The organism is Pseudoxanthomonas sp. PXM03, assembly GCF_014852005.1.
In the GTDB taxonomy this organism is placed as follows: domain Bacteria; phylum Pseudomonadota; class Gammaproteobacteria; order Xanthomonadales; family Xanthomonadaceae; genus Pseudoxanthomonas_A.
The window spans coordinates 1,624,741-1,645,095 of record NZ_JACVAU010000001.1 but is presented as its reverse complement, the minus strand read 5'-3'; the positions used below and the strand labels follow the sequence as shown (position 1 = coordinate 1,645,095).

25 protein-coding genes are annotated in these 20,355 nt (G+C 68.4%); 12 read left to right on the top strand and 13 right to left on the bottom strand.

The window, feature by feature from the left end; translation table 11 throughout:
* Nucleotides 1–9: 9 nt before the first annotated feature.
* From IB223_RS07745 to IB223_RS07735, 3 genes are all read right to left on the bottom strand, one after another.
* Entirely contained in the window at nucleotides 10–1,179 is a 1,170-nt protein-coding gene (locus tag IB223_RS07745) for a HAMP domain-containing sensor histidine kinase (RefSeq protein WP_192201010.1), read from the bottom strand.
* 421 nt (nucleotides 1,180–1,600) lie between these two features.
* Entirely contained in the window at nucleotides 1,601–2,491 is an 891-nt protein-coding gene (locus IB223_RS07740; RefSeq protein ID WP_192201009.1) for a helix-turn-helix domain-containing GNAT family N-acetyltransferase, read from the bottom strand.
* Between the two features lie 55 nt (nucleotides 2,492–2,546).
* On the bottom strand, nucleotides 2,547–3,137 hold the full coding sequence (locus IB223_RS07735) for a DUF6151 family protein (protein ID WP_225590847.1): 591 nt from the start codon (nucleotides 3,135–3,137) through the stop codon (nucleotides 2,547–2,549).
* Between the two features lie 399 nt (nucleotides 3,138–3,536).
* On the opposite strand from IB223_RS07735, the gene IB223_RS07730 reads away from it, so the two are divergent.
* A complete protein-coding gene (locus tag IB223_RS07730) occupies nucleotides 3,537–3,830 on the top strand; it encodes a YkgJ family cysteine cluster protein (RefSeq protein ID WP_225590845.1) in 294 nt (97 codons plus the stop codon).
* A gap of 28 nt (nucleotides 3,831–3,858) precedes the next feature.
* Here IB223_RS07730 and IB223_RS07725 read toward each other — a convergent pair whose 3' ends face one another.
* Together IB223_RS07725 and IB223_RS07720 are read right to left on the bottom strand one after the other, a co-directional pair.
* Nucleotides 3,859–4,125: a DksA/TraR family C4-type zinc finger protein gene (locus IB223_RS07725; RefSeq protein ID WP_192201293.1), complete on the bottom strand. Its 267-nt coding sequence runs from the start codon at nucleotides 4,123–4,125 to the stop codon at nucleotides 3,859–3,861.
* A 95-nt stretch (nucleotides 4,126–4,220) separates the two neighbouring features.
* Complete coding sequence (locus IB223_RS07720) at nucleotides 4,221–5,147, bottom strand: M14 family metallocarboxypeptidase (protein WP_192201007.1); 927 nt, start codon at nucleotides 5,145–5,147, stop codon at nucleotides 4,221–4,223.
* A 148-nt stretch (nucleotides 5,148–5,295) separates the two neighbouring features.
* Here IB223_RS07720 and IB223_RS07715 point away from each other — a divergent pair, with 148 nt between their 5' ends.
* Both IB223_RS07715 and IB223_RS07710 read left to right on the top strand, forming a co-directional pair.
* The gene (locus IB223_RS07715) at nucleotides 5,296–6,138 is read left to right on the top strand and encodes an MnmC family methyltransferase (RefSeq protein ID WP_192201006.1); all 843 of its coding nucleotides are present in this window, start codon (nucleotides 5,296–5,298) and stop codon (nucleotides 6,136–6,138) included.
* An 81-nt stretch (nucleotides 6,139–6,219) separates the two neighbouring features.
* Nucleotides 6,220–6,819: a DUF1579 domain-containing protein gene (locus IB223_RS07710; RefSeq protein WP_192201005.1), complete on the top strand. Its 600-nt coding sequence runs from the start codon at nucleotides 6,220–6,222 to the stop codon at nucleotides 6,817–6,819.
* 15 nt (nucleotides 6,820–6,834) lie between these two features.
* On the opposite strand, the gene IB223_RS07705 is transcribed toward IB223_RS07710, so the two are convergent.
* Nucleotides 6,835–7,812 carry an AraC family transcriptional regulator gene (locus IB223_RS07705; protein WP_192201004.1) on the bottom strand — a complete coding sequence of 326 codons (978 nt, stop codon included), beginning with the start codon at nucleotides 7,810–7,812 and terminating at the stop codon, nucleotides 6,835–6,837.
* Nucleotides 7,813–7,814: 2 nt separating this feature from the next.
* The gene (locus tag IB223_RS07700; RefSeq protein WP_192201003.1) at nucleotides 7,815–8,360 is read right to left on the bottom strand and encodes an OsmC family protein; all 546 of its coding nucleotides are present in this window, start codon (nucleotides 8,358–8,360) and stop codon (nucleotides 7,815–7,817) included.
* Between the two features lie 229 nt (nucleotides 8,361–8,589).
* Between IB223_RS07700 and IB223_RS07695 the strand changes: the two genes are divergently transcribed.
* The 3 genes from IB223_RS07695 to IB223_RS07685 all read left to right on the top strand — a co-directional run bounded on the left by IB223_RS07695 (nucleotide 8,590) and on the right by IB223_RS07685 (nucleotide 12,216).
* On the top strand, nucleotides 8,590–9,423 hold the full coding sequence (locus IB223_RS07695) for a class I SAM-dependent methyltransferase (RefSeq protein ID WP_225590843.1): 834 nt from the start codon (nucleotides 8,590–8,592) through the stop codon (nucleotides 9,421–9,423).
* Nucleotides 9,420–10,250 carry a methyltransferase domain-containing protein gene (locus IB223_RS07690; RefSeq protein WP_192201002.1) on the top strand — a complete coding sequence of 277 codons (831 nt, stop codon included), beginning with the start codon at nucleotides 9,420–9,422 and terminating at the stop codon, nucleotides 10,248–10,250. The genes IB223_RS07695 and IB223_RS07690 overlap by 4 nt, the downstream gene beginning before the upstream one ends.
* Nucleotides 10,251–10,386: 136 nt before the next feature.
* Nucleotides 10,387–12,216 (top strand): PHB depolymerase family esterase, encoded by a 1,830-nt coding sequence (locus IB223_RS07685; RefSeq protein WP_192201001.1) that lies wholly within the window; start codon nucleotides 10,387–10,389, stop codon nucleotides 12,214–12,216.
* 21 nt (nucleotides 12,217–12,237) lie between these two features.
* On the opposite strand, the gene IB223_RS07680 is transcribed toward IB223_RS07685, so the two are convergent.
* On the bottom strand, nucleotides 12,238–13,569 hold the full coding sequence (locus tag IB223_RS07680) for an alpha/beta hydrolase (protein WP_192201000.1): 1,332 nt from the start codon (nucleotides 13,567–13,569) through the stop codon (nucleotides 12,238–12,240).
* Nucleotides 13,570–13,839: 270 nt separating this feature from the next.
* Between IB223_RS07680 and IB223_RS07675 the strand changes: the two genes are divergently transcribed.
* From IB223_RS07675 to IB223_RS07665, 3 genes are read left to right on the top strand one after another with little or no spacing between them, the layout of a single operon-like run.
* The gene (locus IB223_RS07675; RefSeq protein ID WP_192200999.1) at nucleotides 13,840–13,995 is read left to right on the top strand and encodes a hypothetical protein; all 156 of its coding nucleotides are present in this window, start codon (nucleotides 13,840–13,842) and stop codon (nucleotides 13,993–13,995) included.
* Complete coding sequence (locus IB223_RS07670; RefSeq protein WP_192200998.1) at nucleotides 13,992–14,462, top strand: YaiI/YqxD family protein; 471 nt, start codon at nucleotides 13,992–13,994, stop codon at nucleotides 14,460–14,462. The genes IB223_RS07675 and IB223_RS07670 overlap by 4 nt, the downstream gene beginning before the upstream one ends.
* A 7-nt stretch (nucleotides 14,463–14,469) precedes the next feature.
* Nucleotides 14,470–14,790 carry a DUF6122 family protein gene (locus IB223_RS07665; protein ID WP_192200997.1) on the top strand — a complete coding sequence of 107 codons (321 nt, stop codon included), beginning with the start codon at nucleotides 14,470–14,472 and terminating at the stop codon, nucleotides 14,788–14,790.
* Nucleotides 14,791–14,811: 21 nt separating this feature from the next.
* On the opposite strand, the gene IB223_RS07660 is transcribed toward IB223_RS07665, so the two are convergent.
* The 4 genes from IB223_RS07660 to IB223_RS07645 all read right to left on the bottom strand — a co-directional run bounded on the left by IB223_RS07660 (nucleotide 14,812) and on the right by IB223_RS07645 (nucleotide 17,151).
* A complete protein-coding gene (locus IB223_RS07660; RefSeq protein WP_192200996.1) occupies nucleotides 14,812–15,234 on the bottom strand; it encodes a DUF1801 domain-containing protein in 423 nt (140 codons plus the stop codon).
* A gap of 10 nt (nucleotides 15,235–15,244) precedes the next feature.
* Nucleotides 15,245–15,664, bottom strand: coding sequence for a DUF1801 domain-containing protein (locus IB223_RS07655; RefSeq protein WP_192200995.1), 420 nt, complete (start codon nucleotides 15,662–15,664; stop codon nucleotides 15,245–15,247).
* Between the two features lie 120 nt (nucleotides 15,665–15,784).
* Nucleotides 15,785–16,783, bottom strand: a complete 999-nt coding sequence (locus IB223_RS07650; protein ID WP_225590841.1) for an LD-carboxypeptidase — start codon at nucleotides 16,781–16,783, stop codon at nucleotides 15,785–15,787.
* A 185-nt stretch (nucleotides 16,784–16,968) separates the two neighbouring features.
* A complete protein-coding gene (locus IB223_RS07645) occupies nucleotides 16,969–17,151 on the bottom strand; it encodes a DUF2892 domain-containing protein (protein WP_192200993.1) in 183 nt (60 codons plus the stop codon).
* Between the two features lie 157 nt (nucleotides 17,152–17,308).
* On the opposite strand from IB223_RS07645, the gene IB223_RS07640 reads away from it, so the two are divergent.
* Both IB223_RS07640 and IB223_RS07635 read left to right on the top strand, forming a co-directional pair.
* A complete protein-coding gene (locus IB223_RS07640; RefSeq protein ID WP_192200992.1) occupies nucleotides 17,309–17,926 on the top strand; it encodes a dihydrofolate reductase family protein in 618 nt (205 codons plus the stop codon).
* Between the two features lie 88 nt (nucleotides 17,927–18,014).
* Nucleotides 18,015–18,494: a VOC family protein gene (locus tag IB223_RS07635; protein ID WP_192200991.1), complete on the top strand. Its 480-nt coding sequence runs from the start codon at nucleotides 18,015–18,017 to the stop codon at nucleotides 18,492–18,494.
* A gap of 3 nt (nucleotides 18,495–18,497) precedes the next feature.
* On the opposite strand, the gene IB223_RS07630 is transcribed toward IB223_RS07635, so the two are convergent.
* Nucleotides 18,498–19,028: a hypothetical protein gene (locus IB223_RS07630; RefSeq protein ID WP_192200990.1), complete on the bottom strand. Its 531-nt coding sequence runs from the start codon at nucleotides 19,026–19,028 to the stop codon at nucleotides 18,498–18,500.
* Nucleotides 19,029–19,192: 164 nt separating this feature from the next.
* Between IB223_RS07630 and IB223_RS07625 the strand changes: the two genes are divergently transcribed.
* Nucleotides 19,193–20,344: an SPFH domain-containing protein gene (locus IB223_RS07625; protein WP_192200989.1), complete on the top strand. Its 1,152-nt coding sequence runs from the start codon at nucleotides 19,193–19,195 to the stop codon at nucleotides 20,342–20,344.
* Nucleotides 20,345–20,355 lie beyond the last annotated feature (11 nt).

The window sequence follows — 20,355 nt, the reverse complement described above, 5'->3', positions numbered from 1 at the left end:
CAACCACCCCTAACCCGTCGCGCGTGGTGGCAGCAGCCCTTCCGATGGCGGCATCTGGTGGCGTGGCAGCGAGATGGTGAAGACACAACCGGTGCCCGGCACGTCGCGCACGCTCAGCTGTCCCTGGTTGGCCTCCACACTGCGCTGCGAGATCGACAAGCCCAGCCCCAGGCCGCTCTGGTCCGCGCTCTCCTGCACGAAAGGCTGGAACAGGGCCGCGCCATCGCCGGAAGGCAGCCCCCCGCAGCGGTCCTCCACGTCGATCAGGATGCGGTCGGCGAGCGCATAGGCGTTCAACGTGATCTCGCTGCCTGGCGCAGAGAACTTGAAGGCGTTCTGTAGCAGATTGCCGGTTGCCGACAGCAACAGGTCGCGGTCGACATCGATGGCCAGCACTGGATCCACCTCGGACACGACCAGTACGCAGCCCCTGACCGTGACCTCCAGCGAGGCCGACAGCCTGATCTCGGCGATGAAATCCGCCAGCGAGTACAGCCGCTTCTGCACCGGCGTGCCGGCCGCCATCCGCACCTCGGCCAGCGAACGATCGATCAGGCTTCCCAGCCCGGCCAGGGCGCGATCCAGGATGCCGGCCGTCGCACCGGACATGCCCACGCTGCCTTCCTTGATGATCGACAGCGCCAGCGTCGCCGTGCACAGCTGGTTGCGCAACTCGTGCGCGAAGAATCCCAGCCGCTCGTTCAACGCCAGGGCCTGCCTGTCGGACTGCACGATCTCGTTCTGGTAGCCGAACTCCGTCACCGCGTGCGCGATGGCGTTGTCCAGGCAGCGATTGAGCGTGCGGAACTCATCGGTCTCGATCTCCGCGCCCCGTTCGAAGGCGAGATCCGAAATCGCCTGGCACAGGTCGCCATAGTCGTGCACCACCTGGTCGACGGTGAACCCGTGCGTCAGCAGTTCGCGGCCATGCAGTGCCGCGGACTCGCTGATCTCCGACAGGGCGGGACGACCGCCGCCCGCGGGTCCCGATACCTTGCGGCTACGCATCGGCTCGGCGCCCTCCTCCACCTGCAGTGTCTTGATCAGCTGGTCCAGGAAAACCGTCACGCCGTGATCCAGTTCCTGGCCGGGCACGCCTGTAGCGGATCGCAGCGCGACCTTGCCACGGCAGCGCGCAATCAGTTCCGCGCGGTTGTCACTGAGGAACCGATGCATCATGCCTCGACCTTACGCGCCTTTTGTCGGCACCGAGGGGTCTTTTACGCCCATTCACAGCCGTCCATCGGGCAATCCGGCCTTTTCCGGCCTGACGGCCAGCTTTACCCCGTGACTACACGCGTTACTCATCCCTCCACGTGCACGGTGCACATCCGGCCGTCGGCCGGAGGAGACCCGCCATGACATTCCATCCGAAGCCGCCCGCCCGCCACGACACCTCCAGGGCGATACCCGCGCCTGCCACGCCATCAACCCCGCCCCGCACCCTTCCCAAGGATCATGGGAAGGGCCAATTGCCCAATCCCGGCAAGCGCTCCTGATCGCAGGGCAACAAGGGCACGAAGCGCGGGAAGTATGGCTCCGCCGCGAACGCGGTCGAGCGAACGCGGCGCATCCTCGCTCGAGGCGATGGGCCTCGCCTTCAGTCCGTCCGCAGGCGTTTCTCGAACCAGTGATGCGCGTAAGGGTTGTCGTTGTAGGCGGGGATCTCGATATAGCCGTTGCGGTCATACAACGCCCGTGCTTCCACCAGGCTGCTGTTGGTGTCCAGTCGCAACGTATGCACTCCCATCGCCACCGCGTGTGCCTCCAGCGCATCCAGCACCCGCTGCGCGATGCCCAGTCCGCGCGCATGCGGCGCCACCCACATGCGCTTGATTTCGCCCATGCCGCCAGCGATCCGCTTCAATCCTCCGCACCCGACCGCCGCGCCCTCAAGCCGCGCGACCACGAAGGCGCCACGGGGCGGCACCAGTTCGCCGGGATCGGCCGACACGCTGCGGGCGGCGTCGAAACCGCCTTCGAAGCGCGCATCGAGTTCATCCAGATAGGCCTGGATGCACGCCTGCGCCTCGACGCTGGCCGGATCCTCCAGCGCGATCTCCGCCGCGGACGCACGCATGAGACGCTCCACTTCATCCATCGCCTCGACCAACCGTTCACGCTGCCGCGCCGACAAGGGCGCCAGCAGGGAATCCGCCAACGCGCGCGAATCCCGGTCGAGCGCATCCACCTCGCGCCGCCCTTTCGCGGTCAGGACCACATGCCGCCTGCGTGCATCGACGGGCGATGCCTGTACCCGCACAAGCCCCTGCGCCTCGAGCGCACGCAACAACCGGCTCGCATAGCCGGAGTCCAACCCGAGGCGTGCACGCAGGTCGCGCACATCCGCCCCTGCATGCCCTGCTTCGAACAGCAGGCGCGACTCGGCCAATGGGCGGCCGTGCCCGAGGTAGTCGTCAGTGAGCACCCCGATGCGGCGGGTGACCGTGCGGTTGAAGCGGCGGACCCGCTGGATCTGGCTCTCGTTCATTGCCTGACTTTAGTCAGGTATCCGTGCAGAAGCAACCGCAGTACGCACGATCGGCTCAGGCCGGCTCTCGTCCCGCCTCGCAGCGCGGATCTTCGCCCAGGGGATACGCGGTACGCAGGGGCTGGCCGTTGGCGCTGAAGAACAGGCTTGGCGCTTGCCCGCGCAGCCTTGCCGCCATGATGCCCATGGCGATGCGGACTCCGGCCGCGAGGTAAGCAAGCGGTGTGCGGCGCACCTCGCCGACGGCACTGTCGGAGTTCAACACCACGTGGCCCGGCGGGCCGAATGCGGCATCGACGTCGGTCTCCGGCACCAGGCATGCGGCCACCACGCCCACATAGGCGACTTTCCCGTCGCGCGGCGTATTCGCCAGCGGCGTACGGCAACACGCTGCGTACCAGCGCAACAGCCCGCCTTCGCGCAGGCAGAGGCCGGCGATGTGCTCCTCGCCTGCCGTGAAACGCACCGCCAGCGGGTTCATCGCCACGATGTCGGTACCGCCCTGCGCATCCATCACGCCGGGTTGCCCGAGGTGACGCGCGTACGTCCGGCAATCCCCGCAGTAGCACGTTGCACGCGCATACGCCCGACGGGCATCCACCGTGCCTCGCACCTGGCCGCAGCGGCAACGCAGCTCCAGCGTCATCAACGCACCTCCGCTCCAGGACATCTGCGGACAGGGATAACGCACCCGGTATGAGTGCAGCGTCAAACCGGGCGTGCCTGCCTGACCCGCAGGCAAACCGGCGTTGCGCGACGCGACATGAAGCGCAGGTGACGTATCTTCGCGCGCTCAGGCCGCTCCTCGCGATGCATGCTGTAGCATGCGTGCCGCGAGCCCACCGCTTGCTTCGCGCGTTCCGCACGGCCCCCGGCCCTCCGCTTCGCTCCCTTTCCCACGCGACGCATTCCCCACGATGGGATGGTTGCCCCCGGGAGCTTCCATGCCCTGCCCGTCACACCCTCGCCCCGTCGTTGCACATGCCATGCCTTTCCCCGCTGCAGCGTGCGCTGCCCGGGACCGGCCGATGCAGGTCATGCCGTCATGACCTCGTGTTCGCGTTGCGACGCCGTCTGCTGCCGCCTGACCGTGGTCCTGCAACCGGAAGACCAGATTCCCTCGCATCTCACCACCCATACCCCCGCCGGCCTGCACGTAATGGCGCGCGACGAGGAAGGTTGGTGCGTGGCACTCGATGGCGCGCGGATGAACTGCGGCATCTACCAGACCCGGCCGGACGTATGTCGCCGCTTCGTCATGAGCGGGCCCTATTGCCGTGCCGTGCGATCCGATTACCTGGACATGCGCAAGAATGGCATCCCGCTGACGGTCGAGTGACGCCCGCCGTGCCCATTACGCGCCTTTGCTAGCGCAACTGGCTGTCCTTGCTGCCCCGCCGGTTGTACAGGCCGGCACCCTGCTCTTCCTGGTCGGCCGCCTCCTGGCATACCACGCACAGGCGCACGCCCGGCACCGCCTGCTGGCGGGCAGCCGGAATCGGCCTGTCACACGCTTCGCAATGGGTCAGGCTCGGCCCCTTCGGCAGCGCGCGGCGCGCGCGTTCGATGCCGTCCTTCACGGTCGCATCGATCTGTTCCTGCACGGCGCCATCGCCGGCCCATCCGGTTGCCATGGTCATGTCCTCGCTTCGCACTGCTGCCGGGACAGCTTACGCCCGGCAACCGCAGCGGTTTTCACGAACAGGAATGGGGCCGCGACGGGCGGATTTCAATCCTGCGCCAGTGCATACCCGATCGCCGCCACCACCGCCGCCACCTGCGCATCGTTGCACTGCTGCGGCGTCGCCTTCGGACTGTCGGGATAGACCTCGGTGATGGTGGTGTAGCGAGCGTTGGTGATGCCGGTGCACAGGCCCAGCGACTTCACCGGGTACTGGATGACACCCTCGGCCACCACCGGCGAACCGATGATCTCGCCGTTGTCGTCGGCCGGGGCGATATGGGTGACGGCCGCCACCGCCGCGATCACGGCGCGCTGGAAATCGGGCTGCGGATTCGCGCTGTCGTCCACGAGGTAGAAGCCGTCCGGAATCTCCCCGGGTTCGAACGGCTTCCCGTCGCGCGCGGCAAGTGCAGGACGGAACTCGCTCTCATCGCTGTCGGTGGTTTCGTGCAGGTCGATGTGCATCAGCACGCGGTCCTTCACCGGCGCAACCAGCGCGATCAACGCGGCGGATTCCTGCGCAGGACTGTCCGCACGGAACGAACGGTTCGGATCCAGCGCATCGGCGTTCCAGCGATGGATGCGTTCGTAGCCCCACGGGCTGACGCACGGCACCACCAGCAGGTTGGCCTTGCCGGCATAGTCGGCGGCACGCTCTGCGAGGAACTGCAGCGCGCCGTGCACGCCGCTGGTCTCGTAGCCATGCACGCCGCCGGTGACCAGCATCGTGGGCAGCGCCTCGTTCCAGTCGCGGCTGCGTACCGCCAACAGCGGATAGACCTCGCCCGGACCGTAGTCCAGCGTGCCGTACTGCTGCACATCGAAGCGTCCGCGCAGCCGATCGACCACCGTCACCACATCATCCGCATGACGGCGTTGCACGCGCTGCTGCGCGCGCCATGCGGCTTTCTCCGCCGCGCCCCAGGGTGTACCGGGTGTGCCGATGGGATGGAAGCGGGCGGGCGTGTTCATGGCGATGGCGGGGCCGGGAATCCGAGGGGTCGGCACTATACCAGCGGGTGCGGCAAGGCTTCCGGAGAGGGCGCGGACTATCGCCGACGGGTCGGCGGGGGCGAAAATCCCGCTCCTGCGATCACGACGCGCTTCAGGACTCCGCTCCATGCCCCACTACACCGGCCCCCTGCTCACCCGCGATACCGCTGCTGCCCTGCTGGCGGCGCGCGACCGCGGCGACACCGTGTGGCATGGCTCGCTGGACCTGGGACGTACGCTGGCGGACGCGCGGCTGGAGGCCGGGACATGGCAGTGGCGCGACGCGGCGTATCCCTATCCCGATCCACTGAAGGACCGCACGCTGTACCACTGGGACGGCGAGGATTTCTCGCCGATCTCGCGCTATGCGGGCTCGTTGATCAAGCTGGTGCCCACCGAGTGGGGCGTGCCCACGTTCGAGATCGATGGCATCAAGATGCTCCCGACCTCGAAGGAATCGCCGCTGGACGATGCCCGGCGCAAAGTCGCACTGGTGGAACCGGGCGGCAAGGTGGTGCTGGATACGTGCGGCGGCCTGGGCTACTTCGCGGCGTGCTGCCTGGCCGCCGGCGCCGCACGCATCCTGTCGTTCGAGAAGAACGCCGACGTGCTCTGGCTGCGCACGCTCAATCCCTGGTCACCGGATCCGGACGCACCCGGGCACGGTGGGCGCCTGCAGCTTACCCACGGCGACATCTCGCAGGCCGTCACGCAGGTGGCGGATGCCTCCGTCGATGCCGCGCTGCACGACCCGCCGCGTTTCGGCATCGCCGGCGAGCTGTATTCGCAGGCCTTCTACGACCAGCTTGCGCGCGTGCTGCATCGCGGCGGCAAGCTGTTCCACTACACCGGCACCCCCAACAAGCTGACCAGCGGGCGCGACGTTCCCGGCGAGGTGGTGAAGCGGCTGGAGAAGGCCGGCTTCAAGGCGCAGCGGGCGCTGGACGGCGTGGTCGCCGTGCGCCGCTGACCGGCCCTCGGCCGACCTTCACGCCGGCTGAGCGCGGTGGGGCGCACAACAGCGCCACCGCCATGCCCCGGAGGGGCCATCATGCAACGCACCACGCTGCTGTCCGTCGCCGTATCCGCCCTGCTGCTCGCAGGCCCCGTGCTCGCCCAGGACACGCCGCCGGCGATGACGCCCGAGATGCAGGCCATGATGGAGGCCTACCAGAAGGCCGGCACGCCGGGCCTGGAACACGGCAAGCTGGCTTCGATGGCCGGCACCTACGACCTGGTCGTGAAGAGCTGGCACGCACCCGGCGCACCACCCAGCACCGACGCCGGCACCGCGACACGCAGGATGATCCTCGGCAACCGCGTGATGCTGGAGGAGGTGACGTCGCAGATGATGGGACAGCCGTTCTCCGGCCAGGGCCTGCATGGGTTCGACAACGTCACCGGCAAGCATTGGGGCACGTGGAACGACAGCATGAGCACGGGGCTCATGGTCAGCGAAGGTACCTGCGATGCCCAGCTGACCTGCACCTACACCGGCACCCACAACGACCCGGTGACGAAGAAGCCCCAGAGCAGCCGCATGACCACGCGCTGGACCGACAAGAACACGGAAGTCTTCGAGATGTACGGCCCCGGCCCTGACGGCAAGGAAACGAAGATGATGGAGATCACCTACACGCGGCGGCCGTAGCCGCTGCGCGCGTGATCAGGCGTGCACAGCCTGGCCGGCATCCGCCAGGTTGCGTCGCCACGCCGCCGGCGGCTGCCCGTATTCGCGCCGGAACGCGCGAATGAAGGACGTGTCGTTCTGGTAGCCCACCTCTTCGGCCACCCGCGACAGCGGCGCATTGCTGCGGCGTAGCAGGTTGGCCGCCATCAGCATCCGCCACTGCGTCAGGTACTGCATCGGCGACGTACCGACCAGTTGCTGGAACCGCTCGGCCAGTACCGAACGCGAGGTGCCGGCGACGCGCGCCAGGTCGGCGAGGGTCCACTCGCGACAGGGCTGTTGGTGCAACGCGTTGAGCGCCTTGCCGACGACGCGGTCGCCAAGCCCCGCCAGCCAGCCCGCATGACCTTCATGCTGGTGCACGTAACGGCGCAGCACTTCGATGAACAGCAATTCGGCGAGCCGGGACAGCAGGCTCGCGCCGCCGGGTCTTGGCGTGCGCGCCTCGGCCAGCGCGTAACGCACGGACGATTCGAGCCATGCGCCGGCATCGGAATCACGCAAGCTGATGCGCACCACCGGCGGCAGGCCGTCCAGCAGCAATCGCGCCAGTCGCGTATCGCAGGCCAGGTAGCCGCAGACGATGCGTGTGGGTGCGCCGCCGCCACCGTAGGCGAGCCGGCGCGGACGACTGGCGAACAGCTTCTTCAGGTCGGCCGCGCCGCGCGGCGGCGGCAGGCCCGGCGCCGAGGTCATGCGGTGCGCGCTGCCGCCCGGAAACATCACCACGTCGCCTTCATGCACCGCCAGCGGTGGCGCACCGTCCATTTCCACCAGGCATCCACCCTCGGTGATCAGGTGGAAGATCACCACCTGCTCCGCGGTCGGGTCCAGCCAGGGCGCCGCCAGCGAGGCTTTCGGCGACTGGTAGCACCAGGGCGCGCTGAAGCGGGCGTTGACGAAGAACGCGCCGGACATCTGCACCACGCGCAGGATTTCCGACAACGCATCCATGCTCAGGCCGCCCGCGCGGGCGTCGTCGCCACGTCGACGGTCAAGGGTGGTTGTCCCAGCAGCGCGCCCTGCATGGGCGAGCGACGCAGCGCTTCCTGCACGACGGCATGCAATCGTTCCGCCTCCACGTCCTGCGCATGCAGCACTACGTCCACGCGCATCGAGGCGGGGCACGCACCCACCGATACGCCATCGGCATCGCGCATGCCGAGCAGGCCGCGCGTATCGGAGCGACTGCCGACCTCTACCTCCAGGTGGTCGAGCGCGATGCCCTGCTCCGCGGCGACCATCGTGATCGCAGTCGCGGTGCACGCCGCGATGCCCGCCCGGAAGAACCAGCCCGGTGACGGCCGGTCGCCGGTGCCACCCAGTTCGACCGGCATGTCGGATTCGATGCGCGTGCCGCAGGCGTGCGCCGCCACGATCCGCGTGCCGTGCTGCCACGAGGCCCGGGCTGCCGCGTCATCGTGCAGCCCCATGTCGGGGCGACGTGTGAACACGCCGACGGCGCGCTGCATCGCGTGGGCGATGTCTCGGGGGGTACTCATGGGACGGGGAACTCCATCGAACGGCAGGGGCAGGCGGATTCTGAGCGCAACAACGCGTCCCGGGACGGCGCGCGGCCAGTCGCCGGACGATCGGCAAGGAATCGCGGAGCCCCGGGAAACCTGCAAGCAGGCCCGGACGCGCGGCCAGTTCCGGCAGACGCCCCGTCAGGACGGAAGCCCGGTGCGCCCGCCACGCTGCGCCCTCCCCAACCCCAGGAGTTTCCCCCGAATGAATGCCGTTGCCGTTTCCCTCCCCCCCATGCCCGACATGGACGCCCTCAAGCACCGCCAGCAGGCCGCCTGGTCCAGCGGCAACTACGCCGTCGTCGGCACTACGCTGCAGATCGTCGGCGAGCGCCTGGCCGAAGCGGTCGACCTGCGCTGGGACGAACGCGTGCTCGATGTCGCCGCCGGCAACGGCAATGCGACGCTGGCCGCGGCGCGCAGGGGTGGCCAGGTGGTGTCCACCGACTACGTGCCCGCACTGCTGGACCTGGGCCAGGCACGTGCCGAGGCCGAGCAGTTGCAGGTCGCCTTCGCCGAAGCCGATGCCGAGGCCCTGCCCTTCGCCGACGCCAGTTTCGATGTGGTGCTGTCCACGTTCGGCGTGATGTTCACGCCGGACCACGCGCGTGCCGCTGGCGAACTGGCCCGCGTGTGCCGGCCCGGCGGCCGCATCGGCCTGGCCAACTGGACGCCGGAAGGTTTCATCGGCCAGATGTTCAAGGTGCTGGGACGCCACATTGCGCCACCTGCCGGTGTGCAGCCGCCGTCGCTGTGGGGCACCGCCGCGCACGTGCAGTCGCTGTTCGGCGACACGGCCGGCGCCATCGGTGTCACCGCGCGGATGTTCAATTTCCGCTACCGCTCGGCTGCGCACATGATCGACGTGTTCCGCACCTGGTACGGCCCGGTGCAGAAGGCCTTCCAGGCCCTGCCGGCCGACAGGGCCGCCGAACTCGAACAGGACCTGCACGCGCTGATGGAGCGCATGGATCGCGGCAACGGCAACGGCCTGGTCATCCCCAGCGAATACCTCGAAATCGTGGTCGTGCGCCGGTGAAGGACCACGCGCGACTGCAGCGGCGCGTGCAGCGCTACGGCTGGGACCTCGCCGCTTCCCGTTACGACGCGCTCTGGCAGGCGCAGTTGTCGGACGCGCACCACCGGCTGCTGGCGCTCGCGCCGGCGGCCCCGGGCGAATCGGTGCTCGATGTGGCCTGCGGCACCGGCGCGATGGCGTTGGCCGCCGCCGAAGCCGTGGGCCCGCACGGCCGCGTGGTCGGCGTGGACATCGCCGAGCGCATGGTGGACGAAGCCAACGCACGGGCGCGGGCGCTCGGCCTGCAGCACGCGCGCTTCCTGCGCATGGACGGCGAATCGCTGGACTCCTCGGGCGTCGGCTTCGACCTGGCGTACTGCGCACTCGGCCTGATGTACATGCCCGATCCCGATCAGGCCATGCGCGGCATGCACGGTGCGCTGCGCCCGGGCGGCCGCGTGGCCGTGGCGGTCTGGGGCCAGCGCGCACGCTGTGGCTGGTCGCCGGTGTTTCCGATCGTCGACGAGGAGGTCGCCAGCGATGTCTGTCCGCTGTTCTTCCAACTCGGCCATGAAGGCATGCTCGCCGACCTGTGCGTGCGCGCCGGCTTCGTCGATGCGGAGGAACATCGCGTGGAGGCGGTGCTGCAATACGCGAGCGACGACGATGCCTGCGATGCGGCTTTCGTCGGTGGTCCGGTGGCGATGGCCTGGTCGCGCTTCGACGACGCGACCCGCCGGCGCGTCCGCACGCGCTACCTGCGCGCGATCCGGCCCTGGCGCGTCGGCGACGGCTATCGCATGCCGGGTGAATTCGTGGTGGCCACCGCGCGCCGGCACGCGGGTTGACGGCCACCACGCGCGGGCGATCCCGGGCCCTGCGTCACGCTTGCGCGATGGTGCGCTGCAGCTTTCCCCTTTGACCAATGCCCCCTCGCGCGGGCGTGTGGCCCACTGCCGGCACTTCACACCCGAGGTGCCGTCGATGTCGATCGCTGCGCTGCTGTGTCGCTCCGCTCCGCGTTCCCGTGCCCACGGCACGGGCCTGGTGCTTTCCTCCCTGCTCCTGATGCTGGCCAGCGGCCCTGCGCTGGCGCTGACCGAAGTCACCGGCTTCGGCAGCAATCCCGGCAATCTCCGCATGCACAAGGTCGTTCCCGCCGGCCTGCCGGCGGATGCACCGCTGGTGGTCGCGCTGCATGGCTGTGCTCAGTCCGCTTCGAACTACGACGCCGAAACCGGCTGGGAAATGCTGGCCAACCGCTTCGGCTTCGCCCTGCTGCTGCCCGAGCAGCAGACAGGCAACAACAGCAGTCGCTGCTTCACCTGGTTCGAGACCGCCGATACCGCGCGTGGCCAGGGCGAACCGCTGTCGATCAAGCAGATGGTCGATCGGATGATCGCCGACCACGGCATCGATCCCGCGCGCGTCTATGTCACCGGCCTGTCCGCCGGCGGCGCGATGGCCTCGGTGATGCTGGCCACGTATCCGGACGTGTTCGCTGGCGGTGCCATCGTGGCCGGTATTCCCTACCGCTGCGCGACCACACAGACCGCCGCCTTCAGCTGCATGAGTCCCGGCAGCGATCTGACCCCCGCGCAATGGGGCGCGAAGGTGCGTGCCGCCAGCACCTGGACCGGGCCCTGGCCGATCGTGTCCATCTGGCATGGCGACGCCGACTACACCGTGCGCCCCGCCAACCTCACCGAAAGCCTGGAGCAGTGGGCCGATGTGCATGGCATCGACACCGTGGCCGACGCCAGCGATACCGTCAGCGGCTATCCGCACAAGGTCTACAAGGACGCCACCGGCACCGCGAAGGTGGAGACCTATGTCATCACCGGCATGGGCCATGGCACGCCTGTCGATCCGGGCACCGGCGAAACCCAGTGCGGCACGGCGGGTGCCTACATCCTCGACGTGAACCTCTGCTCCAGCTACCACATCGCCCGCTTCTTCGGCCTGGACAACCTGGACGGCGTACCGCCGACCGTCGCCCTGACCTCGCCCGCCAACGGCGCCACCATCAGCGGCGCGGTGACGCTGGCAGCCACCGCCAACGACGACATCGGCGTGGCGCGCGTGGACTTCCTGCTGGACGGTGCGTTGCTCGGCAGCGATGCCAGCGCGCCCTACAGCCTGGCGTGGAACAGCAGCGGCGCCAGCGACGGCGCGCACGTGTTGCAGGCGCGGGCATTGGATCTCGCCGGCAATACAGGCACCTCCACAGCGGTCAATGTCACCGTCAGCGGCGGGACCGGTGGCGGATCGCCGGTCACCGTGGTGGTCAACAACGAGGACGCCAACGATGGCTACGTGAAGGCCAGCGCCACCGGCAGTGGCGCGGCCGTGGGCACGCTGGAGGCGTACTACGGTCTCGCGATAGGACGCGGCACCGATGGCAACCACAACCGTGCGGTGCTGTCGTTCGATACCTCATCGCTGCCCGACAACGCCGTGGTCACGTCGGCCGCGCTGACGGTGGCCTACCGCAGCGCCAGCGGCGATCCGTGGAGCAATCCCGCCGGCAACACGCTGGTCGTCGACGTGCGCAGCGGCTGCCTCGGCGCGTGCACCATCGAAGCGGCGGATTGGATAGCCGCCACGACCACGACCAACAGCGCGCAGGTGCCTTCCTTCAGCGGCGGCAACCAGACCAGCACCGTGTTCGATACCGCCGGACGTGCGGCGATCAACCGCACCGGCCGCACGCAGCTGCGGCTGCGTTTCAACGCCAACCCGACCGCAACGCACTACCTGTGGATCGACAAGGGCGCCACCGCGAAACTGTCGGTCACCTACACGCTGCCATGACGGCGCCATCCTGCTGCCGCGTCATGGCGGCGGCAGGATCTTCCAGAACATGCCCGTGCCCAGCTTCACCGATTGCAGCGGCTTGCGCCGTGCGGCGGGCTGGTGGGCGCGGAACATCTCGCGGATGTCGCCCATCACCTTGTCCGATTCCATGAAGTAGGAATGCGCCAGCATGCTCTGGTCCACGCCGGAGACATCGATGGTGTCCACACCGCTCACCAGCACCACGCCCTCGCTGGTGTCGCCGGCGCGCGGGCCGCGATTGACCTGCCTGGACGCCTTCAGCGCCATGTCTTCGGACGAGGCGTACAGGGTCACGTGACCGCTGGCCTGCCGCAGGGCGGGCGCGAGCTCCTCGCGGAACACCTTCGCATCGATGTCGGGCGCGGCCAGGATGATGCCGCGGAAGCGGCCGCGCAGTTCCGGCCGCTTCGCCACCAGGTTGCGGATGGCCTGGGTGACGCCACGCGTGCCCATGCTGTGGCCGATGACGTAGAGGTTCTGCGCCCCCGAGCGGTCGGCCATGTCGGCCAGGAAGCCCTCGATCAGCGGCACCGAGCGCGCGATGGATTGTTCGTCGGTGAAATAGCCCGCCAGCGCCGCCTGCGACGGCCAGCTGTAGAACACCGGCGCACCGTCGAAGCGCAGGTCGTAGGCCAACTGCGCCGTGCGGCGCGCGGCGTCGCGGAAGCTGACGTTGTAGCCGTGCACGAACACGAACGCATTGCTGCCGCGTGATTCACCGACGCGCCCGTACAGCCTGGCAAAGAACGGTGCCTGCGCCAGCCGGTCGACCTCCTGCAGGATGATGTGCTGCTTGGGGTCTTCCTTGAACTCCATCAGGTACCAGCGCGGCGATTCCAGTTCACCGGGGACATGCGCCTTCGGGATGCTGATGCGTGCGGTGCCGTAGGTCAGCTGCCGCGCGACACCCGCGGTGAAGCGATCGCCCGGCGGCAGCGTGGCGAACGCGCTCGCCGGCATCCGGTTGGTGGCGTAGAACACGTCGACGTTGACGAAATCCGACCTCGGCGGCTTCGCGGACTGCGCGGCCTCGCGGACACGGGCGGCACGCTCGGCCGCCTGGCGAGCACTGTCGGCGGCACGTTCCTGCTGAGCACGCTCCTGCTGGGCGCGGGCGGCGGCTTCAGCTGCAGCACGGCGGGCGGCCTCGATGCGCGCGGCTTCCGCGGCACTGCCCTGCGGTGGCGGTGGCGGTGGCGGTGGCGGTGGCGGTGGCGGTGGTGCAGGCACCGATACCTGCTCCGGCGGGGGTGGCAACGACTCCTTGACACGTTTCGCACAGCCGGCCAGCACCAGCGCTGCCAGCATCAGGCAGAGAATCCGCCGCATCGATCACCCCATGGAAGGACGTCATGGGCACCCCTTCCCCCGGGGTCGCCCGACGCGACGATGGTATAGCAGCCGCGCCGCCGGCCGCGAGCCAGGCACGCCGGCATTGCCGGGCCCGCGCGCAGGCGGCATCCGCACCGTCGCACGGCCCTCGCAAATGGCTGTTTTCATGCCGGTTTCCCGCAGGCAACGGATGCGGGCTATCGTGTACGCCTGTGGAACGCCCATCGGCACGCCACGCCCCATTCCCGCCCCCAGGTGACCTTGTCCATGGCAAAACCCAATTATTCGTTCGAAAAGCGCCAGCGTGAGCTGGCCAAGAAGAAAAAGAAAGACGAAAAGGACGCGAAGAAACGCGCCGAACGCGATGCGGCCCAGCCCGGTGCCGCCCCCGAGCCGGGTGCGTCCGACACCGCACCGGAATGACCGACGGCGCGGCCCCCGCCACCCAGGTATGGGTGGATGCCGATGCCTGCCCGGGGCCTGTCAAGGACATCCTGTTCCGCGCTGCGGAACGCGCCCAGGTGGAGGTCACCCTGGTCGCCAACCAGTGGCTGCGCACGCCGCCTTCCCGCTTCATCCGCTCGCTGCAGGTCCAGGGGGGCTTCGACGTGGCCGACGACGCCATCGTCGAGCGCGCCCGGGCCGGCGACCTGGTCATCACCCAGGACATCCCGCTGGCGGCGCGCGTGCTGGCCAACGGCGCGCAGGCCATCGACCCGCGCGGCGAGCGCTTCACGCCGGACAACATCGCCGAACGGGTGTCGATGCGGAACTTCATGGAAGAACTGCGCGGCGCGGGCGTGCAGACCGGCGGCCCGGCGACCTTCAATGCGCGCGACCGCCAGGCCTTCGCCAACCAGCTCGACCGCTGGCTGGCCGCACGGCACTGAACCCGCCATGCCCGATGTCGAACTCCGCCCCCTGCTCCACCTGCTGCTGCACCTCGTCGTGCCCGTGGCCACTGCGCGCGTGTTCTGGCCGAAGGCGTGGAAACGCGCGGCCCTGTGGATGCTGGCTGCCTGGGTGATCGATCTCGACCACCTGCTCGCCGACCCGGTCTACGCGCCGGGCCGATGCAGCATCGGCTTCCATCCGCTGCATACGTGGCCGGCGATGCTGGCTTACGGCGCGCTGGTCATTCCCCGGAAGACGCGCTGGTTCGGCGTCGGCCTGGTGATCCACATCGTGCTGGACGGCATCGACTGCCTGATGATGTGAAACGCGCGGTGCCTGCGTGTCCTACAGCGTCTCGCCCGGCAGGCGGCTCGCCTGCTTCACCCAGTCGGCAAGCTGTGCTTCGTTGAAATCCTCATCCTCGCGCAGGTGCACGTAGCGTGTGTCCTGCGACTTCGAGGCTTCCGGTGGCACCGGTTGCAGGGATTGACCGCGGAAGAAGGTGACCTTGAGGTAGCGCTCGAAGCAATGGAACGACAGGAACCACCCCTCGGCATCCGGTGCGCCATAAAAAGGCGAATTCCACTTCACCGCCTTGCGCACGCCCGGCACGTGTTGCCCGACCAGCGCATCCAGACGCTCGGCGATGGCGCGCTTCCAGCCGGGAATCGCGGCGAGATAGGCCTGCACCGGCGCATCGCCATCGCCTTTCGGGATCTGCGGATTGCCGCCGGACAGCAGCCGTGGCTTGGTGCTCTTGTCTGCCATGCGGGGCACCCTACTTGCGGGATTTCCTGCCCGTGTTGAAGGCGATCCCGGCACGGAACAGCGCCTTGAACGCAGGACCATCCAGCGTGTCGCGCTCGCGGATGTCGATGGCGCGACGCGTGCCGCCGTCGAGGCTGGCATTGAACAGGCCGTCCGGATCCGCCAGCGATGCCCCGTGCGCGAAGGTCAGCTTCACGTACGCCTTGTAGACCTCGCCGGTGCACACCAGGCCGTCGTGCGACCAGGTCGGCACGCCGTGGGGATTGGTGGGCTTGACCCACTTCACGTCTTCCACGACATCGGGATCGGCCTGGTGGATCAGCGCACGCACGCGCGAGAGCATGTCGCCGCGCCAATCGCGCAGTTCATCGATGCGGGCGTCGATACGGCGCGCGGCGTCGCCAGCGGGCTGCGGTGTGGCCTTCGTCATGCGCGAGTCTCCTGTCACCGGGACGCGATGCTCCCATGCACGCCGGGCACGCTCAAGTCGCGCCGCAGCGCGCCTTCGCCAGCTGTACGCGATGCCTGGCCCGATCACCGACGATGTCGCTCAACTCTGGAACACCGGCTCCAGCATCCGGAACGTCCCGGCGTCCGCATCCATCTCCACCTTGCCGCCGACGGGCACGATGAACTGCTGGCGGATGTGGCCGATCATCGCGCCGCGGTAGGCCGGGACCTTCAGCGGCTTGAAGTAATCGTCGAAGATCTGCGGCAGCGTGAGCGAGCCGTAGCCGTTGCCGGGATCGCAGTCGGTGCATTCGCCGAAGATCACCCCGGCCACCTTGTCCAGGGCGCCCATCAGCCGCAGCGTGCTGAGCATGCGGTCGATGCGGTACGGCGCTTCGGACACGTCTTCCAGGAACAGGATCTTGCCGCTGAAATCCGGCAGGTACGGTGAGCCGGCCAGCGCCACCAGCACGGACAGGTTGCCGCCCACCAGTTCGCCCTGCGCCTTGCCGCCGGTGATGGTGACGGTGCGGTTCCTGCGCTGCACGAGCTCGTCGCCTTTCTCTGTCGTGTTCCGGTACTGCATCTGCTCGCGCTCGAAGAAGACGCGGCGGAACTGGTCGGCGTTGAAGGCATTCCAGCTGCCCGCGCCGATCGGGCCATGGAAGCTCACCAGCCCGGCCTGCGACAGCAACGCATTGTGCAGCGCGGTGATGTCCGAATACCCCAGCAGCGCCTTGGGATTGCGGCGGATCAGGCCGTAATCCAGCAGCGGCAGCAGGCGCGCGGCGCCGGAACCGCCGCGCACGCAGACGATCGCCTTGACGTCCTTGTCGCCGAACATGGCGTTGAGATCGCCTGCACGTTCGCGGTCGCTGCCGGCCAGGTGCCCATGCCGTGCGGCGAAGTGCGGCGCCACCTTCACCTTCAACCCGAGCGCTTCCATCGCTTCCTGCGCCAGTTGCAGGTCGAGGGGATCGTCGGTGGCGCCGGAGGGGCTGATCAGGGCAACGGTGTCGCCGGGATTCAGCGCGGGTGGAAGCAGGCGCTTGCGCGGCGTGGCGGCGAAGGCGCGATGACTGCCTGCGATAGGCAGCATCAACGCCGTGGCGGCAAGCGCTGCCGTTCCGAGAAAGTTTCGCCTGTGCATTCAACCGCCTGTCGATCCGGATCTGCAGGCAGGGTAGCAACCCATGCCGCAGCCAACAACGCAGGTGCAGTGCCGTGGTACCAGCGAAGTGCCGTCACGGGCGGACTCACGTCCGCCCGCACGGAATGCGTGGCTCAGCGCCGGCAGGTGTTCACGCCGATCAGGCGGTACAGCGGGCAGAAATTGAACAGGCCGGTCGCCAGCGGCACCACCCCGATCCAGGCCCACGCCGGTCCGCCGGTCGCGGCCCAGCCGATGAGCAGCGCGCCCACCACGATACGGGCCCCTTTGTCGAAACCGCCTACGTTCGCTTTCATGTGCATGACCTCGCTGAGGGTGCGGACAGCATCGCGGACACGGCGGATCAACGCATTGATCGGGATCAACCACGCGCGTGATGCGGGCTGTCGATTTCTGCCGCGCCTGCTCGTCGTGGAAGGAAGGCGGACACCGGCGTCCGTAAGGAAACCCGACATGCGCAAGCTCATCGTGGCCGTCATGACCAGCCTCGACGGGGTGATCCAGGCACCGGGCGGCCCCGACGAAGACCGCAGCGGCGGCTTCGCGCATGGCGGCTGGGTATGGCCCCATGCCGGCGACGGCGAGGTGATGGGGGGCGTGTTCTCGCGCCCGTTCGACCTGGTGCTCGGGCGCCGCACCTACGACATCTTCGCCAACTACTGGCCGCAAGTGCCCAGCGATGCCCCGCACGGCCACATCGCCGATGCGTTCAACAACGCCACCAAGCATGTCGCCACCTATCATCCGGACACGCTCGCGTGGCGGAACAGTCGTGCCCTGGGCACGGATCCCGTCGCCGCCCTGCGCGAACTCAAGCGCGGCGAGGGTCCCGACCTGGTGACGCAAGGCAGCAGCGACCTGCTGCATCAACTGCTGGCCGCCGATGTGGTGGACGAACTCCGCCTGCTGGTCTACCCGGTGCTGCTGGGCGACGGCAAGCGCCTGTTCGACGCCGGCACGCGGGCATCGGCATTGCGGCTGGCCTCGTCCGCGACCACGTCGGCCGGGGTGCTGGTCACGCACTACCTGCGCGATGGCGAGGTGCGTACCGGCGCGTTCGCTGGCCACTGAACAACCACCCCGCCCGCTTCACCCTGCCTTTCAAACGGCGCCGCGATGATCGCCCAACCGTACTGCACCCACCCACAGGAGAACCAAGATGATCCCCAAGAACACCCTATGCCTCTGGTACGACACCGACGCGCTGGACGCCGCGACCTTCTACGCCAGCATCTTCCCGGACAGCGAAGTGAAGGCCGTCCACCATGCCCCGGCGGACTTCCCGTCCGGCAAGGAAGGCGACGTACTGACGGTGGAGTTCACCGTCCTGGGCATCCCCTGCGTCGGCCTCAACGGCGGCAAGGCGTTCAAGCAGACCGAAGCGTTCTCGTTCCAGATCGCCACCGACGACCAGGAAGAAACCGACCGGCTGTGGAATGCCATCGTCGGCAACGGCGGTCAGGAAAGCGCCTGCGGCTGGTGCAAGGACAAGTGGGGCCTGAACTGGCAGATCACCCCGCGCGTGCTGACCGAAGCCTTCACCAGCCCGGACAAGGGCGTCGCCAAGCGCGCGTTCGAAGCGATGATGGAGATGCGCAAGATCGACATCGCGAAGATCGAGGCCGCGATCCGCGGCTGACGCTCACAGCCCCAGGTGGTCGATCAACGCGCGCCGCACGCGCTCGGCGTAGTCCTGCGACCCGTAGCAGCCGGCATCGAACACGCCGCCCGGGCCGGCGACCGCGGCCAGGCCGGAGAACGTGGGCCGCGGCACGATGACGACCTGCCACGGCGCCTGGTCGTGGTCCGCATCTTCGCTCCGGCGCACCTCCACGGCGGCCACGTTGGTGGTCGTCAGGCGGGTGGCGGTCAGTCGACCCCAGGCCCGCCGCTGTACCACGATGGTGTGCGGCGAGTACTGCCAGTGATCGCCCCAGCCCGACAGCCCCGCACGGATGAACTGCAGGCCCACGTACCCCGCACCGCCCACGATGACCGCGAAGAACGGGGTGGCGAGGTTCAGCGGCCACAGCCCCCTGCCCAGCTCCCAGAGCGGCATGACGATGGCGAACGCGCCGGCGAGGACGCACCCCACGCGGATCGGCCACGGAAACTCGCGCTGCACCAGCGGCAGGTCGGAATCGAGGGTGGCAGCGGTGTCGTCGGCAGACATGGCGGCATGGTAGCCAGAATCCCCGCGTTCGCATGACAGCGGCATGACACCTGGGTGCCGCGCGGACCGGCATGACCTCTGCGCCATGGCATCGCCGGGGGGATCGGTATACTCGGACCGGCTTGGCGGGTGCCCTACCCGCCCACGAATCACGGAGCGATGTCATGGGTCTTGTACAGGCGGTGGTGGGTGCGGTGGGTGGCGTGCTGGGCGACCAGTGGAAGGACTTCTACACGGTGCCGGCCGGCCTGCCGGCGACAGCGGCGCTGTTCGCCGCGGTGCCGCAGGGCACCAATGCCGGGCGCGGCTCCAACACCAGCGGCTCGACCAACATCATCACCAACGGCTCGAAGATCATCGTGCCCGAAGGCTACGGCCTGCTGTTGATGCAGGACGGCGCGATCACCGCGTTCGTCGCCGAGCCGGGCGGTTACGAATGGCGCTCGGACGACATCAACTCCAAGTCGATCTTCGCCGGCGACGGCATCGTGTCGACCTTCATCACCCAGAGCTGGGAACGCTTCAAGTTCGGCGGCCAGCCGGGTTCGCAACAGGCGGCGTTCTTCGTCTCGCTGAAGGAACTGCCCGAGAACCGCTTCGGCACCCAGTCCGAGATCTACTGGGACGACGGCTTCCTCAACACCCAGGTCGGCGCGATCACGCGCGGCTCGTACACGCTGAAGATCGTCGACCCCATCCTGTTCGTGAAGAACTTCGTGCCGGCGGCGTACCTGCAGCCGGGCAAGGTGTTCGACTTCACCGACCTGGACAATGCGGCCGCCGGCCAGCTGTTCAACGAAGTGGTCGGCTCGCTCGCGCCGGCCTTCAGCCTGTACACGAACGATCCGTCCAAGGGCAACCGCATCACCAAGATCCAGCAGGATTCGCTGGGCTTTGCGCAGAGCCTGTCCGCGGCCGTCGAGCAGGGTTACCAGTGGAGTTCCGACCGCGGCCTGGCCATCGTCAAGACCGCCATCGTCTCCATCGAGTACGACGCCAACACCCGTGAACTGCTGAAGACCGTGCAACGCGCCGATGCACTGTCCGGCGCGCGCGGCAATTCCAACCTGCAAGCCAGCGTGGCCCAGGGCATCCAGTCTGCCGGCGAGACCGGCGGCGCGGCAGGCTTGGTCGGCGTCGGCATGGCCTCGGGCATGGTGGGCGGTGTGGGCGCGCTGCAGCAGCCGGTGGCCCCGGCGGCACCGGCCGCCGAAGATCCGGTGGCCAAGCTGCAGAAAGCCAAGCAGATGCTCGACCTCGGCCTGATCACCCAGGCCGACTACGACGCACTGAAGGCAAAGGCACTGGGCCTGTAACCGGAACCGCG